Below are 14,402 nucleotides of genomic sequence, written 5' to 3' on the forward strand. Positions count from 1 at the left end.
CAAAGGCGGAACCGGGCACACACGTCATACAACCGGAACCGGCGGAACAGCCGGAACCGACGGAACAACCGGACTCAGCGGGTTTGCTGGGCCGGGACGCCCCGGGAGGCGGGCTCCTCGTCGGCGGGGGAGCCGGCGGCGGCCACCGCGGCACCCGTCAGCGTCGCCAGCATCTCGCGGACGTTGGTCAGCTGCGCGTTGATCGAGTCGCGGCGGTTGGTGAGGGCCGCCAGCTCGCGCTCCGATTCGCTGCGGATGCGGTCCGCCTTCGCGTTGGCGTCCGCCACGATGTCCTCGGACTGACGCTGCGCGGTCTCCACCGTCTGACGGGCCCGGCGCTCGGCGTCCGTACGGAGCTTCTCGGCCTCCAGGCGGAGCTGCTCGGCGCGGTGCTCGATCTCGGCGAGGCGCTTCTCGGCCTTGGCCTGACGGGACGCGAGGTCGCGCTCCGACTGGTCGCGGCGCTTGGCCAGGTTGGTCTCGAAGTCCGCGGCGGCCTGGGCGGCCTTGGCACGGGTCTCCTCGAAGAGGGCGTCGGCCTCCTCGCGCTTCTGTGCCGCGTCCTTCTGCGCGTCGGCGCGCAGCGTGGTGGCCTCACCCTTGGCCTTGTCGACGATGCGGACGCCGTCGTCCTCGGCCTTGGCCTTGCGCTCGGCGGCGAAGGTCTCGGCGTCGTTGCGCACCTGCTGGGCGGCGGACTCGGCGAGCTCACGGTGCTGCTCGGCGGCGCGACGGGCCTCCTCGCGCAGGTCCTTCGCCTCCTCCTCGGCCAGGCGCAGGATCTTCTCCACACGCGCGCCGAGACCCGCGTACGACGGCTCCGCGTCGGTCACCTGGGCCTGGGCGTTCTGCGTCTCGAGGTGCAGCTCCTCGATGCGCTTTTCCAACGACGTGATACGGGCGAGAGCACTGTCACGGTCGGCGACGAGCTTGGTAATGCGGTCGTCCACCTGACCGCGGTCGTAACCACGCCGCACGAGTTCGAAGCCGAAGGGGGAGGAAGGGTCACTCATGAGGTTCCTGTCGAAGTGAGACCGGTGAGGTGATAGAGGGAATCCTAGGGGCCGGAACGGCGTGTCATCGAGTGGATGCGGTTTTGATGCGGAGAATGACACCCCTTTTGAGTGGCGGACCCCCGTTTCCGAGTGGCGGGCCCCCGAAACCCCCGCCACCCGGACGAATGAAGAACCGTGCGGAACCATGAACGACAGCCGGCCGGCTACCCATCGGACGACTTGCCGCCCGATCGAGTGCCCGCCGAGGCACCCGCCTTGACACCGTTGGCCGGAGCGGAGCCCCCGCCCTTGCCCCCGGCCGCCGGGGTCTCGAAGGACTCCAACGCCTCCAGCACGTCCTGGACACGCGAGATCTCCGTGTTGATGTCCTCGCGCCGGCGCACCAGGACCTCCAGCTCGTGCCGGCCCTCGTCCACCACCCGCTTCGCCTCGGCCTCGGCGTCCGCCCGCAGCTTCTCGGCCTCGCGCACCAGGCTCGCCTTCTTCTGCTCGGCCTCCTTCAGCAGCGACTCCGCCCGCTTCACCGCCGCGATCCGGACCTTGCTCGCCTCCGAATTCGCGTCGGCCAGCAGCTCCTTGGCCTTCGCCGCCGCCTCGTCGCGCTGCTCGGTCGCCGCCTTCATCAGCTTGTCGACGCGCTCGCCCGCCGTCTTCATCTGCTCGGCCGTCTCCCGGCGGGCCCGGTCGTGCAGCTCCTGGATCTCGCCCTCCAGACGGGTCCTCAACTCCTCGGCCCGCTCCCGGATCTGCGTCGCGTCCCGGCGCGCGCCGACCAGCAGCTCGTCCGCGTCCGTCCGGGCCCGCTCCACCAGCGAGTTGCCCTCGACCGTCGCCGAAGACGTGATCCGCACGGCCTCCTTGCGCGCCGCGCCGACCATCGTGTCGGCCTGCTCCTCGGCCTCCGTGGCGACGCGCAGCGCCTCCTCACGGGCCTTGTCGATCAGCTGGTCCGCCTGCTCCGCCGCGTCCGCCCGGCGCTTCGACGCGGCCTCCCGCGCCTCGTCGAGCAGCCGGTCCGCCTCCTGCCGCGCCTGAGCCCGCATCTGCTCGGCCGCCGCCTCGGCATCCGCCCGCAGCCGCTCCGACTCCTCACGGGTGCGCGCCGCGTGCTCCTGCGCCGAGCCCACGGTCGCCGAGGCCTCCGCACGCATCCGCTCCGCGTCGCCCGCGGCCTCCTCGCCCGTCCGGGCCGCCTGCCGCTCCGCCTCCGTGCGCAGCCGCTCCGCCTCGGCGGTCGCCTCGGCCACCAGCCGGTCGACCTGGGCCGCCGCCTCCGACCGCATCCGGTTGGCATCCTCGCGCGCCTCCGCCCGGCTGCGCGCCGCGTCCTGCTCGGCCGACGCCAGCGCGTCCGACGCCTCCGTACGCATCCGCTGGCTGTACTCGGCGGTGTCCGCCCGCAGCCGCTCGGACTCCGCGATCGCCTCGGAGACCGTACGCTCCGCCATCGCCTTCGCGGCGTCCGTCTCCTCCTTGGCCACCTCACGGATACGGGAGGCGTCCTCGCCGGCCCGCTCCCGCTCCGCGTGCGCGTCGGCCCGCAGCCGGTCGGCCTCCTCCTGCGCCTCGGACTTCGTCCGCTCCGCGACATGCTCCGCCGCGGACCGCAGCCCGGCGATCTCCTCCTCGGCCTGCTCCTGGAGCCCGCTGACCGAATCCCGCACCTGCTGGGCGGTCTGCTCGGCCGCCGCGACCAGCTCGGCCGCCCGCGTCTCCGCCTCGCCCGTCAGCCGCTGCGCCTCGGCCTGCGCCTCCTCGACCCGCTTGCGCGCGGAGGCCAGCAGCTCCTCGCTGCGCTCACGGGCCTGCTCGCGCTCCCGGCCCGCCTCGGTCCTGGCCGCCTCCAGCGTCTCCTCGGCCGCCCGCCGGCGCCGGTTCGCCTCCTCCTGGGCTGCGGCCAGCGCCTCCGCGGCCTCCGTACCCACCCGCTCGGCCGCGGCAGCGGCCTCCGACCGCATCCGGTCGGCGCTCTCCTGCGCCTCCGTCTTCAGCCGCTCCGCCTCGGTGGCCGCATCGGTACGCAGCCGTACGGCGACGGCCTCGCCCTCCGCACGGGACTGCGAGGCGTCCGCCGCGGCCTCGTCGCGCAGCCGCTGCGCCTCGGCCTCCGCCTGCTCCCGGAGCGAGCGGACCCGCTCGGCCGCCTCGGTGCGCAGCCGCTCGGACTCCTCGCCCGCCTCGCGCCGGATGCGCTCCGCCTCCGTACGCGCCTCGGCGAGCGCCTGCTCGGCAGCGGCCAGCCGGGTCTCCGCCTCGCCCTGCAGCCGGGCCAGCTCCTCGGCGGCCTCCGACTGCCGGGCCGCGACCGCCCGCTCGGTCTCCTCGCGCAGCGCGGCCGCCGCCTCGTCGGCCGCGGCCTTCGCCGCCTCGGCCTGCTCCTCCGCCTCCGAGCGCAGCTGCTCCGCCTCGGCGCGGGCCCGCTCCAGCGCCTCCTCGGCCTGCTTGCGCAGGGCCGCCGAACGCTCGGCCGCCTCGCCCCGGACCCGCTCGCTCTCGGCGCTCGCGGCGCCGCGCAGCTCCTCCGCGTCGGCCTTGGCCTTCGCGAGCAGCTCCTCGGCGGTCTTCGCGCCCTCCTCGATCTGCTGGAGGGCCTCCCGGCGGGCCTCGCCCCGGATGCGCTCGCCCTCGGCGACCGCCTCGGAGCGCAGCTGCTCGGCCTCGCCCCGAAGCCGGCGCGCCTCCTCCTGGAGCTCGACCGTCTTGGCCCGGTACTCCTTGGTGTCGTCCTTGGCCGCGCCCTTGAGCTGGTCGGCCTGCTCGGCGGCCTCGCCGCGCAGCCGGTCCGCCTCGGCCTCCGCCTCGCGGCGGATGCGCTCGGCCTCCTCCGCCGACGCCCGCGTGGCCGACTTCGCGTCCTCGGACGCCTTGCTCAGGATCTCCTCGGCGGACCGGGCCGCCTTCGCGAGCTGGGCCGCCGCGTCCTCGGCGGCGGCGGTGCGCGCGGCCTCGGCCGCCTCGGCACGCAGCCGCTCGGCCTCGGCACGGGCGTCGGCGAGCGCCTGCTCGGCCTCCGCCTTGAGGGTCTCGGCCTCCTTGGTGGCCTCCCCGACCAACCGGGCGATCTCCGACTTGGCGGTACGGGTGCGCTGCTCGTTCTGCGACTCGGCACCGGCCAGCCGCTTGGCCGCCGCCTCCTTGGCCTCCGCGAGAACCTTCTCGGCCTCCAGACGGGCCTCGCGCAGCTGGGTCTCGGCCTCCTGCATGCGCTGCTCGGCGGCCCGGTTCAGCTCGGTCGTCCGCTGCCGGGTCTGCTCGGTCTCCGCCGTCGTCGTCAGCCGCAGCTGCTCCGCGTGGCTGGTGGCCTCCTGGGCCTGGCCCGCGGCCACGCCGATCATCCGCTCGGCGTCCTTGCGGGCGCGCAGCAGGATCGCCTCCGCCTCGGCACGGGCCGCCTCCGCCTCCGAGCCGACGCGCCGGCGCGTCTCCTCGGCCAGCCGGGCGGCCTCCGCGCGGGCGGCGGTCAGCGCCTGCTCGGCCTCGGCGCGGGACTCCTCCAGGAGACGGCGGGCCTGCGACTCCGTCCGGGCCCGCAACTGCTCGGCCCAGGCGACGTTCTCGTTGACGTGCGACTCGACGGTCTGGCGGCGCTCCGCCAACTCCTGGTCGAGCTGCTGCCTGCGCTGCACGGCCTCGTTGTGCAGCTCGGCCTGGAGGCGGGCCTGGTGCTCCGCGTGCTCCTGGAGGATGCGCTGCGTCTGCGCCCGCGCCTCGCGCAGCTCGCGCTCGGCGTCACTGCGCAACTGCTCGGCCTGGACCTGGGCGTTACGGAGCATCTGCTCCGCCTGGTAGCCGATGTCCGCGCTGTCGTAGGCGGGACGCATCGCCAGACTGCGCCGCGCCTCGTGCAGCTTGGCGCGCAGGACTTCGACCTGGTAGCCGAGGTCCTCTGCGTGCTGGACGGCCTTCTCCCGGTCGGTCCTGAGCCGGTCCATCTCGGCCTCGAACCGCGAGAGGTGGTCGTCTTCAGCTCGGTGGCTCTCCTGGCGTTCGTAGCCCCGCACTGCGCGGTCCCATCCTTCCCCGAGCTCTCAACACGTTCGGGGAATGGTGACAGATCAACGGCTGGGGACGCGGCGCGCCCCCGACCCGGCCCCGGCCCGGAAGAGCCCACTCTACCGGGCCCGGTAGGGCTCGGGTCAGTGCTCCTTCTTCGCCGTGACGAGTTCGGTGAGGACCCCGTGGCAGTCCTTGGGGTGCAGGAAGGTGATCCGGGACCCCATCGACCCCGTCCTGGGCTCCTCGTACAGCACCCGGACGCCCTTGCCGCCAATGTCCGCCGCGTCCGCGTCCACGTCGGCCGTGCCGAACGCGATGTGGTGCACGCCCTCGCCGTTCCTGGCCAGCCACTTGCCCACGGCGGAGTCCTCGCGGGTCGGTTCGAGGAGCTGGAGGTACGAGGCGCCGCCGTCGGACGTATCGTTGATCTTGAGCATGGCCTCCCGCACCCCCTGCTCCTCGTTGACCTCGGAGTGGTGGACCTCGAACCCGTAGGTCGAGCGGTAGAACTCGACGGTCTTGTCGAGGTCGAAACAGGCGATCCCGATGTGGTCGATTCGCGTCAGCATGGCTCCAGTGCAACGCGCTCCCGATGGTTACGCAACGTGCGCGCGATCACACCCGTGGGCGGATGACGGGGCGGGTACCGCTCAGTACATTCAAGTAAACCCTCGTTCACATCTACTCCAAGGGGCTGTGCCTCATGTCAGGAACGACCGGTACCACCTCCGTGATCGTCGCGGGCGCCCGGACGCCCATGGGCCGGCTCCTCGGCTCCCTGAAGAGCTTCTCGGCGGCCGACCTCGGCGGCTTCGCCATCAAGGCGGCGCTGGACCGGGCCGGCATCGGCGGCGACCAGGTCGACTACGTGATCATGGGGCAGGTCCTCCAGGCCGGCGCGGGCCAGATCCCGGCCCGCCAGGCGGCGGTCAAGGCCGGCATCCCGATGAACGTCCCCGCGCTCACCGTCAACAAGGTGTGCCTCTCCGGGCTCGACGCCATCGCCCTGGCCGACCAGCTCATCCGCGCCGGCGAGTTCGACATCGTGGTGGCCGGCGGCCAGGAGTCCATGACCAACGCCCCGCACCTGCTCCCCAAGTCCCGCGAGGGCCACAAGTACGGCGCGATCGAGATGCTCGACTCCATGGCGCACGACGGTCTGACCGACGCCTACGAGAACATCCCGATGGGCCAGTCCACCGAGCAGCACAACACCCGCCTCGGACTCGACCGCGCCGCCCAGGACGAGATCGGCGCCCAGTCCCACCAGCGCGCCGCCGCCGCCCAGAAGAACGGCCTGTTCGAGGCCGAGATCACGCCGGTCGAGATCCCGCAGCGCAAGGGCGACCCGGTCCTCTTCGCCAAGGACGAGGGCATCCGCCCCGAGACCACCGTCGAGTCCCTCGGCAAGCTGCGCCCCGCCTTCGCCAAGGACGGCACGATCACCGCGGGCACCTCCTCGCAGATCTCCGACGGCGCCGCCGCGGTCGTCGTCATGAGCAGGGCCAAGGCCGAGGAGCTGGGCCTGGAGTGGATCGCCGAGATCGGCGCCCACGGCAATGTCGCCGGCCCCGACAACTCCCTCCAGTCGCAGCCGTCCAACGCCATCCGGCACGCCCTCGCGAAGGAGGGCATCGGCGTCGAGGACCTCGACCTCATCGAGATCAACGAGGCGTTCGCGGCCGTCGCCGTCCAGTCCATGAAGGACCTCGGCGTCGACTCGGAGAAGGTCAACGTCAACGGCGGCGCCATCGCGCTGGGCCACCCCATCGGCATGTCCGGCGCCCGTCTGGTGCTGCACCTGGCGCTGGAGCTCAAGCGGCGCGGCGGCGGCACCGGCGCGGCGGCCCTGTGCGGCGGCGGCGGCCAGGGCGACGCGCTGATCGTGCGCGTCCCCCGCAAGTAGCAGAGCACCCGGTACGAGAGACACGCGGCGACGAGACGGAGCGGTGATGGTGGACGTCCCCACCCTGGTGGAGCAGGCCCGCGCGGGGCGACCTCGGGCGGTGGCCCGGCTCATCTCCCTGGTGGAGGGGGCCTCGCCGCAGCTGCGCGAGGTGATGGCCGCCCTCGCGCCGCTGGCCGGCGGAGCGTACGTCGTCGGCCTGACCGGCTCGCCCGGCGTCGGCAAGTCCACCTCCACGTCGGCGCTGGTCGCCGCGTACCGGCGCCAGGGCAAGCGGGTCGCCGTCCTGGCCGTCGACCCGTCCTCGCCGTTCTCCGGCGGCGCGCTGCTGGGCGACCGGGTCCGGATGTCGGACCACGCCTCGGACCCCGGCGTCTACATCCGCTCCATGGCGACCCGCGGCCACCTCGGCGGCCTCGCCTGGGCGGCCCCGCAGGCGATCCGGGTGCTGGACGCGTCGGGCTTCGACGTGATCCTGGTGGAGACCGTGGGCGTCGGCCAGTCCGAGGTGGAGATCGCCTCGCAGGCCGACACCTCCGTCGTCCTCCTCGCACCGGGCATGGGCGACGGCATCCAGGCCGCCAAGGCGGGCATCCTGGAGATCGGCGACGTGTACGTCGTGAACAAGGCCGACCGGGACGGCGCGGACGCCACCGCCCGCGAGCTGAACCACATGCTGGGCCTCGGCGAGGCCCGCGGCCCCGGCGACTGGCGTCCGCCCATCGTCAAGACGGTCGCCGCGCGGGGCCAGGGCGTCGACGAGGTCGTCGAGGCCCTGGAGAAGCACCGGGCCTGGATGGAGGAGCACGGCGTCCTGACCGAACGGCGCACCTCCCGCGCCGCCCGCGAGGTCGAGACGATCGCGGTCACCCGCCTGCGCGAGCGCATCGGCACCCTGCACGGCGACCGCCGCCTGGACGCCCTGGCCGCCCGCATCGTGACGGGCCGCCTCGACCCGTACGCGGCGGCCGACGAACTGGTCGCGGGCCTCACCGGCGAGGACTGACGAGGCAGGGCGCGGGAGCGACGGGCGCGGGGGCGGGGGAGCGAGGGGCGGAAACGAGGGGGCGGCGGAGGCCGGCCCGCCCCGCCCCCCCCCGCAGGGCCTCAGCCTCGTACCGCCCCCGACTTCGCGTCCACGTCCAGCTCCCGGTCCTCGCCGCCGCCGGTCCGCACCTCGACCTCCCAGTGCGGGGCGCCGTCCCCGTGCTCGTCGTCCAGCTCCACCGACGTCACCGCGCCCGGCGCCGACTTCAGCGCGGCGGCCACCGCGTCCCGCAACGACACGGAAACGCTCCGGGGCGCACGCCGGTCGCGATCGTCGTCGTCCCGGTCGATCTGCCGGCCGAGCACCTTTCCGCTCTCCGCGTCCACCGTCACCTCGTGCCACGCCCGGTCGGAGCCGTACACGTCCAGCTCCCACACCGGCCCGCCGTCCTCGTCGTCCAACTCCGCCTCCGTGACCGTGCCGGGGACGGCCTTCACCGCGGCCGCGACCGCGTCGCCTACCGCGATCCGGGCGGTGGCCTCGTCGCTCGCGGCGGCGCTCCGGCCGGCCCCGCGCCCGTCGCGGCCGTCGTGGTGGTCGCCGTCCGAGAGGGCGGCGGCGGTGGCGGCCCCGCCGCCGGCGAGCACGGCCGCGGTCACGACACCGATGACGATCTTGCGCTTCATGAGGGTTCCTCCCCGTACAGATGGGCTGACTGGCTTGCCCACCACCCTGCCGGGGCGATGCTGAACGCAGCCTGAAGCCACCTGAAACCTTCTTCAGCTCCGGTCTGGGACGCTGGGCGCATGCGTCTGTTGATCGTGGAGGACGAGAAGCGGCTGGCGGTCTCGCTGGCCCGCGGGCTCACCGCCGAGGGGTTCGCCGTCGACGTCGTCCACGACGGCGCCGAGGGCCTGCACCTGGTGCTGCACGGCTCCTACGACCTGGTGATCCTCGACATCATGCTGCCCAGCATGAACGGCTACCGGGTCTGTGCCGCCCTGCGCGCCGCCGGACACGACGTGCCCGTCCTGATGCTGACCGCGAAGGACGGCGAGTACGACGAGGCGGAGGGCCTGGACACCGGCGCCGACGACTACCTGACCAAGCCGTTCAGCTACGTGGTGCTCGTCGCCCGCGTCCGCGCCCTGCTGCGCCGCAGGGGCGGCTCCGGCTCGCCCGTGGTCACCGCGGGCGCCCTGCGCATGGACACCGCGGCCCGCCGCGTCCACCTCGGCGACGACGAGATCGCCCTCACCGCCAAGGAGTTCGCGGTCCTCGAACAGCTCGCCCTGCGCGCCGGACAGGTCGTGAGCAAGGCGGAGATCCTGGAGCACGTCTGGGACTTCGCCTACGCGGGCGACCCCAACATCGTCGAGGTGTACGTCAGCACCCTGCGCCGCAAGCTCGGCCCGGCCGCCATCCGCACCGTACGCGGCGCCGGATACCGGCTGGAGGCGCCGTGAGGTCCGTACGGGCCAGGGCCGCGCTCGGCGCCACCGTCGTCGTCGCCCTCGCCCTGGGCGCCGCCGGGCTCGCCGTCCTGCTCGTCCTGCGCGCCAACCTCACCGACCAGGCGGGTCTCCAGGCCGAGGTGGCCGCCCGCGAGGTCGCCGGACAGCTCGCGCTGGGCGTGCCCCACGACGAGCTGGACACCGGCGACGAGGAGGAGCACCCGGTCCAGGTCACCGACGAGGACGGCCGCGTGGTCGCCGTCTCCAAGGACCTGGAGGCGATCTCCGGCACCGGCACCGACCGGGTCGCCCCGCAGCCGCCCCGGCCCGCCCCCGCGCCGGACGACGACGACCGCGACGACGACGGCGGCGCCGCCCCGGACCGGGGCGAGGTCTCCGCGGACGATCCGGACTTCACCAACGGCACCGCCACCGTGGACGGCGACCGCGCCGACTACCGGTTCGCGTCGGTCGAGGCCACGGACCCGGACGGGCGCACCCTGACCGTGCACGCCGGCGCCCCGCTCGCCGCCGAACAGCGGGCCGTACGCAGTGTGCGCTCCGCGATGCTGACCGGGCTGCCCGTGGTGCTGCTGGTCGTCGCCGGGGTGACCTGGCTGGTGACCCGGCGGGCGCTGCGGCCGGTGGAGGGCATCCGGCGCGAGATGGCGGCGATCACCGCCTCCGAGGACCTGGGCAGGCGGGTGCCGGAGCCGGACTCGCGGGACGAGGTCGCCCGGCTGGCCCGTACGACCAACGAGACGCTGACCGCGCTGGAGGCGTCCGTCGAGCGGCAGCGGCGCTTCGTGGCGGACGCCTCGCACGAACTGCGCAGCCCCATCGCCTCGCTGCGCACCCAGCTGGAGGTGGGCGCCGCGCATCCGGAGCTGCTGGACGTGCCGGGGGCGGTCGTCGACACCGTACGGCTCCAGGCGCTCGCCGCCGATCTGCTGCTGCTGGCCCGGCTGGACGCGGGGGAGCGGCCGGGCCTGACCGGGCTGGAGCTGGGGGCGCTGGTCCGGGAGGAGGTCTCCCAGCGGGTCGGCGACCGCGTGCCGGTCGCGGTGTCGGTGCGGGGCGGCGGACCGGAAGTGGCCGGGTCGCGCGGACAGTTGGCCCGGGTGCTCGGCAACCTGCTGGACAACGCCGAGCGGCACGCGGTGCGTTCGGTCACCGTCACGGTCGACCGGGAGGGCGGCGGGGTCGTCGTCGCGGTCGAGGACGACGGGGCGGGGGTGCCGGAGGCGGAGCGCGAGCGGATCTTCGAGCGCTTCGTGCGCCTCGACGACGCCCGCGCCCGCGATGACGGCGGGGCGGGCCTGGGCCTGGCCATCGCCCGCGATGTGGCCGCCCGGCACGGCGGCCGGCTCACCGTGACGGATGCGCCGGGGGGCGGGGCCCGCTTCGAACTGTGGCTGCCCTCGCGTACCGGCTCCCCGGCGGCCGGAGGGGCGTGAGCCGGGGCCCGCGTCAGCCCCGCTGGCCCCGCAGGTGCTCCGCCACCGGCGTGAGCGCGGCGTGCAGTTGGGCCAGGGCCTCCGGGGAGAGCAGATCCATGAAGTGCTTGCGGACCGACGCGACGTGGTGCGGCGCGACCTTGCGCATCGTCTCCGCGCCCTCCTCCGTGAGCACCGCGTACAGGCCCCGGCGGTCCGACTCGCAGTTCTCCCGGCGGACCAGGCCCGCGGTCTCCATACGGGTGATCTGGTGCGAGAGCCGGCTCTTGGACTGCAGGGTGGCGCCCGCGAGATCGCTCATCCGCATCCGCCGGTCGTCCGACTCCGAGAGGTTGACCAGGATCTCGTAGTCGTTGTTCGTCAGCCCGAACGGCTGGAGGTCCTTCTCCAACTGGTGCATCAGCAGCCTGCTGACGTCCAGGTGGGTGCGCCAGGCGCACTGCTCGGCGTCGCTCAGCCAGCGGGTGGCCGTCTCGGTCTCCATGTATGGATTCTACCTAAGAAGTTGAAAGCCGGACCAATCAGGAACGTGTGACACCCGGCACGCACGGCGGGGTGCAGGAGTTCGACATCACACTCCGCAGACTACCGTTCACAAACCGAAGCGACGCTGGAGGTCCCCCAGCTGACCGGGGGCGCGGGGGGTGGACCCGTGTTGACCGCCGCCGGGGACGCCCGCCTGGTGGGGTACCGGGCCCGTCGGCTGTTCGGGCATCAGCGCCTCGGTGGACTGGAGCAGCACCGTGCCGGCGCCCGCGAACTCGAACTGGTGCTCCTCGCCGGAGGCGCCGCCGATTCCGGTGAGGGCGCGCAGCCCGCCCATCACGCCGGTCATGTAGCCGTGGTCGTAGTGGTGGCAGGGGGAGGGGCAGTCCGCCCAGCCCACCAGTGCCTGCGGGTCGACGCGCAGCGGCGGCTCCATGAACACCACCGGGCCGTTGGACGCGGCGACGAACTTCCCCGTGCCGATCAGCGTCAGGAACCCCGGCACGATCGACTGCTTCAGCGCCAGCGACGGCTGGTACGCGAGCAGGTTCCCGGACCGGATCGTCAGGTTCCCGTCGTCCAGGTCGTAGGAGTTCACATCGAACGCCCGGTCCGCGAGCAGCATCTTGCCGCTGCCCTCGGCGACCACCCAGTCGCTCGCGTGCAGCGGCGAGTGGAAGCTCGCCCGGACCAGCCGCTCGAACCGGCCGTGTCCGATGCCGTCGAACTTGATCTGCCCGTAGTAGGCGATCATCTTGCCCTTCTGCAGGAACCACTGGCTCCCCTTGAGCTCCACGCAGAAGGTGTACGCGTTGACGTTGTCGTCCGCCGGCAGCGTCATCGGATCAAAGACCACGGGGGCGTTCACAGCTTCTCCTCCGACGCCTGGACGTACACCGCACCACTGCCGCTCAGTTCCAGCTGGAAGCCCTCGCCCGAGCCGCGTCCCACCATCTCGCGCCAGCCGAGCGCGGTGGAGAGCTTGTTGCGCACGTCGCCGTGGTGGGCGACGTACGCCTGGGGGTCGACATGCACCGCGCGGCCGGGCGTGATCGGCAGTTCGATGACGCCGCCGTGCGCCATCACCGCCACCGCGCCGTGGCCCTGGAGCGTCGTGGTGAACAGGCCCTGGCCGGTCACCTGGCCGCGCACCATGCCCATCACGCCGCCCTGCGAACCCATGAACATCGTGCCCTGCCGGAGCGTCCCGTCGAAGGCGAGCAGCCGGTCGGCCTCCACGTACAGGGTGTCCCCGGAGAGGTTGATGACCTGGATGTGGTGGCCGCCGTGGCCGAACATCACCGTGCCGTTGCCCTCGACCGTCATCAGCGGGGTCGCCTCGTTCGCCAGCCGGCGGCCGATCATCGACATCACGCCGCCCTGGCCGCCCTGGATGTTCGGGGTGAACGACACCTCGCCCCGGTAGGCGAGCATCGCCCCGCGCTGGCTGAACATCTTCTGGCCGGGCGCCACCGTCGCCTCGACCATCCTGGAGTTGATCTCTCGGAACGGCATCAGACGTTCCCCCCGATCGTGTTCCGCTCGCTGGGCTGCACGTAGACCAGTCCCTCGCCCTCGAAACGGATCTGGAAGGACTCGCCCGAGCCCTCGCCGATCAGTGTCCGGAAGTTCACCCCGGACTGGAAGTGCTGCTGGAGATTGCCCTGGTGGGCGATGTACGCGCCCGGATCGACGAACAGCGGGTACTGCGCCGAGACCCGCAGCACCACGGCCGTGCCGTCCGACATGATCGCCGCCTGGCCGGTCCCCTCCACGGTGGTCGTGAACAGGCCGTTGCCCGTCGCGCCGCCGCGCAGCCCGGTGAACGTGGTGCCGGTGCGCAGCCCCGCGTCGGTGCAGAGCAGGTTGCTCGCCTCCACGTACAGCTTGTCGCCGTGCAGCGAGACGAGGTTGATCTCGCTCGCCCGGTCCGCGAAGTAGCAGGTGCCCTGCCCGGTGACCTGCATCACGGCCATCGACTCACCGGTCAGCCGGCGCGTCACCATGCCGCGCAGCCCCTCACCGCCGCCCGTCATCTTCTTGAACGACATCTGGCCCTCGTACGCGACCATCGAGCCGTTCTTCGCCTTGACGGCATCGCCGGCCAGATCGACCGCGAGCGTCTTGCTTCCCTCAAGCCGGAACATTGCCACCCGGCGAAAATAGCGCCGGACACCGCCGCCGGAACAGGGGCGGCCGTGCGATCGGCCGTCCCGCAGCGCCCCTGATACGCATCCGGTACCGGACCCGTACGCAATCGGGACGTACTTCTCGCGCGGCCGGGGACATGCCCGCCCCGCCGCCGCCCGGCCGCGTCCGGGACCCCCCGCCCGGCCGTCCGGGCCGCGATGTCACAATGGTGCCGCTTGTGCGTGCGTTCACAAGCCGTCACGCCCCTCCCACCGAAGGTGCCCCCGTGGACATCAAGACCGCCACCGCCCTGCACCGGCTGCGCCTCATCTCGATTCCCGAGGCGCTGTCCTTCCCCGCCCTGATCCTGTTCGGCTCGGTTCTCAGCCGGGTCTCGGACATCGACTTCCTGATGATGCCGCTCGGCATGCTGCACGGCGTGCTCTTCGTCATCTACGTCGTGCTGCTGCTCGACGTGTGGGCGAAGACCAAGTGGCCGCTCAAGCGCGTCGCGTTCTTCTTCGTGCTCTGCGTGCTGCCTTTCGGCGGCCTGTACGGCGACAAGGTGCTCAAGCGCTACGAGGCGGACAGCGTCATCGCCGCCCGCGCCCGCCGGGAAGGCACGGTCAGCGCATGATCGTCGCGTTCTCCGTCAGCCCGCTCGGGGTCGGTGAGGACGTCGGCGAGTACGTCGCCGACGCCGTCCGCGTCGTCCGCGAGTCGGGGCTGCCCAACCGCACGGACGCCATGTTCACCTCGATCGAGGGGGAGTGGGACGAGGTCATGGACGTCGTCAAGCGTGCCGTGGCCGCCGTCGAGGCACGGGCCGGGCGGGTCTCGCTCGTCCTCAAGGCGGACATCCGCCCCGGTGTCACGGACGGGCTGACGTCGAAGGTCGAGACGGTCGAGCGGTACCTCGCGCAGTGATCCCGCGCGCCCCGCGACGAGCCCCCGCCCGCCCGGACGGGG

The 14,402-nt window shown here is 73.1% G+C and carries 14 protein-coding genes; 6 read left to right on the forward strand and 8 right to left on the reverse strand.

Annotated elements, in window-relative coordinates; all coding sequences use genetic code 11:
- Positions 1 to 74: 74 nt before the first annotated feature.
- The 3 genes from OG710_RS21555 to mce form a co-directional block, all read right to left on the reverse strand.
- Positions 75 to 1,013, reverse strand: a complete 939-nt coding sequence (locus OG710_RS21555) for a cellulose-binding protein (protein WP_111338225.1) — start codon at positions 1,011 to 1,013, stop codon at positions 75 to 77.
- 206 nt (positions 1,014 to 1,219) lie between these two features.
- Positions 1,220 to 5,017, reverse strand: coding sequence for a polarized growth protein Scy (scy, locus tag OG710_RS21560; protein ID WP_330240778.1), 3,798 nt, complete (start codon positions 5,015 to 5,017; stop codon positions 1,220 to 1,222).
- Positions 5,018 to 5,152: 135 nt separating this feature from the next.
- Positions 5,153 to 5,581, reverse strand: a complete 429-nt coding sequence (gene mce, locus OG710_RS21565; RefSeq protein ID WP_330240779.1) for a methylmalonyl-CoA epimerase — start codon at positions 5,579 to 5,581, stop codon at positions 5,153 to 5,155.
- Between the two features lie 134 nt (positions 5,582 to 5,715).
- Here mce and OG710_RS21570 point away from each other — a divergent pair, with 134 nt between their 5' ends.
- The gene (locus tag OG710_RS21570; protein ID WP_330240780.1) at positions 5,716 to 6,918 is read left to right on the forward strand and encodes an acetyl-CoA C-acetyltransferase; all 1,203 of its coding nucleotides are present in this window, start codon (positions 5,716 to 5,718) and stop codon (positions 6,916 to 6,918) included.
- Positions 6,919 to 6,964: 46 nt separating this feature from the next.
- Positions 6,965 to 7,924 carry a methylmalonyl Co-A mutase-associated GTPase MeaB gene (gene meaB, locus OG710_RS21575; RefSeq protein ID WP_111338229.1) on the forward strand — a complete coding sequence of 320 codons (960 nt, stop codon included), beginning with the start codon at positions 6,965 to 6,967 and terminating at the stop codon, positions 7,922 to 7,924.
- Positions 7,925 to 8,025: 101 nt separating this feature from the next.
- On the opposite strand, the gene OG710_RS21580 is transcribed toward meaB, so the two are convergent.
- Positions 8,026 to 8,592: a PepSY domain-containing protein gene (locus OG710_RS21580; RefSeq protein WP_330240781.1), complete on the reverse strand. Its 567-nt coding sequence runs from the start codon at positions 8,590 to 8,592 to the stop codon at positions 8,026 to 8,028.
- 120 nt (positions 8,593 to 8,712) lie between these two features.
- Between OG710_RS21580 and OG710_RS21585 the strand changes: the two genes are divergently transcribed.
- Positions 8,713 to 9,372 (forward strand): response regulator transcription factor, encoded by a 660-nt coding sequence (locus OG710_RS21585; protein WP_330240782.1) that lies wholly within the window; start codon positions 8,713 to 8,715, stop codon positions 9,370 to 9,372.
- Entirely contained in the window at positions 9,369 to 10,817 is a 1,449-nt protein-coding gene (locus tag OG710_RS21590) for a sensor histidine kinase (RefSeq protein WP_330240783.1), read from the forward strand. The genes OG710_RS21585 and OG710_RS21590 overlap by 4 nt, the downstream gene beginning before the upstream one ends.
- Before the next feature lie 13 nt (positions 10,818 to 10,830).
- On the opposite strand, the gene OG710_RS21595 is transcribed toward OG710_RS21590, so the two are convergent.
- The 4 genes from OG710_RS21595 to OG710_RS21610 form a co-directional block, all read right to left on the reverse strand.
- Positions 10,831 to 11,301: a MarR family winged helix-turn-helix transcriptional regulator gene (locus tag OG710_RS21595; protein ID WP_330240784.1), complete on the reverse strand. Its 471-nt coding sequence runs from the start codon at positions 11,299 to 11,301 to the stop codon at positions 10,831 to 10,833.
- 108 nt (positions 11,302 to 11,409) lie between these two features.
- The gene (locus tag OG710_RS21600) at positions 11,410 to 12,171 is read right to left on the reverse strand and encodes an AIM24 family protein (RefSeq protein WP_330240785.1); all 762 of its coding nucleotides are present in this window, start codon (positions 12,169 to 12,171) and stop codon (positions 11,410 to 11,412) included.
- Positions 12,168 to 12,818, reverse strand: coding sequence for an AIM24 family protein (locus OG710_RS21605; RefSeq protein WP_111338247.1), 651 nt, complete (start codon positions 12,816 to 12,818; stop codon positions 12,168 to 12,170). Before OG710_RS21605 ends, OG710_RS21600 begins: the two co-directional genes overlap by 4 nt.
- Positions 12,818 to 13,450, reverse strand: coding sequence for an AIM24 family protein (locus OG710_RS21610; protein ID WP_111338248.1), 633 nt, complete (start codon positions 13,448 to 13,450; stop codon positions 12,818 to 12,820). The genes OG710_RS21605 and OG710_RS21610 overlap by 1 nt, the downstream gene beginning before the upstream one ends.
- A 269-nt stretch (positions 13,451 to 13,719) precedes the next feature.
- On the opposite strand from OG710_RS21610, the gene OG710_RS21615 reads away from it, so the two are divergent.
- Positions 13,720 to 14,070, forward strand: a complete 351-nt coding sequence (locus OG710_RS21615; RefSeq protein WP_330240786.1) for a DUF3817 domain-containing protein — start codon at positions 13,720 to 13,722, stop codon at positions 14,068 to 14,070.
- Positions 14,067 to 14,360 (forward strand): MTH1187 family thiamine-binding protein, encoded by a 294-nt coding sequence (locus OG710_RS21620; RefSeq protein WP_018102591.1) that lies wholly within the window; start codon positions 14,067 to 14,069, stop codon positions 14,358 to 14,360. The genes OG710_RS21615 and OG710_RS21620 overlap by 4 nt, the downstream gene beginning before the upstream one ends.
- Positions 14,361 to 14,402: the final 42 nt, after the last annotated feature.

It is taken from the genome of Streptomyces sp. NBC_00525, from assembly GCF_036346595.1.
Taxonomy (GTDB): domain Bacteria; phylum Actinomycetota; class Actinomycetes; order Streptomycetales; family Streptomycetaceae; genus Streptomyces.

Excerpts from the sequence above, each read along its gene's own strand:
- mce (WP_330240779.1), bottom strand. The coding sequence starts at position 5,581 with ATGCTGACGCGAATCGACCACATCGGGATCGCCTGTTTCGACCTCGAC.
- OG710_RS21580 (WP_330240781.1), bottom strand. The coding sequence starts at position 8,592 with ATGAAGCGCAAGATCGTCATCGGTGTCGTGACCGCGGCCGTGCTCGCC.
- OG710_RS21555 (WP_111338225.1), bottom strand. The coding sequence starts at position 1,013 with ATGAGTGACCCTTCCTCCCCCTTCGGCTTCGAACTCGTGCGGCGTGGT.
- OG710_RS21570 (WP_330240780.1), top strand. The coding sequence starts at position 5,716 with ATGTCAGGAACGACCGGTACCACCTCCGTGATCGTCGCGGGCGCCCGG.
- meaB (WP_111338229.1), top strand. The coding sequence starts at position 6,965 with ATGGTGGACGTCCCCACCCTGGTGGAGCAGGCCCGCGCGGGGCGACCT.
- OG710_RS21585 (WP_330240782.1), top strand. The coding sequence starts at position 8,713 with ATGCGTCTGTTGATCGTGGAGGACGAGAAGCGGCTGGCGGTCTCGCTG.
- OG710_RS21620 (WP_018102591.1), top strand. The coding sequence starts at position 14,067 with ATGATCGTCGCGTTCTCCGTCAGCCCGCTCGGGGTCGGTGAGGACGTC.
- OG710_RS21605 (WP_111338247.1), bottom strand. The coding sequence starts at position 12,818 with ATGCCGTTCCGAGAGATCAACTCCAGGATGGTCGAGGCGACGGTGGCG.
- OG710_RS21595 (WP_330240784.1), bottom strand. The coding sequence starts at position 11,301 with ATGGAGACCGAGACGGCCACCCGCTGGCTGAGCGACGCCGAGCAGTGC.
- OG710_RS21610 (WP_111338248.1), bottom strand. The coding sequence starts at position 13,450 with ATGTTCCGGCTTGAGGGAAGCAAGACGCTCGCGGTCGATCTGGCCGGC.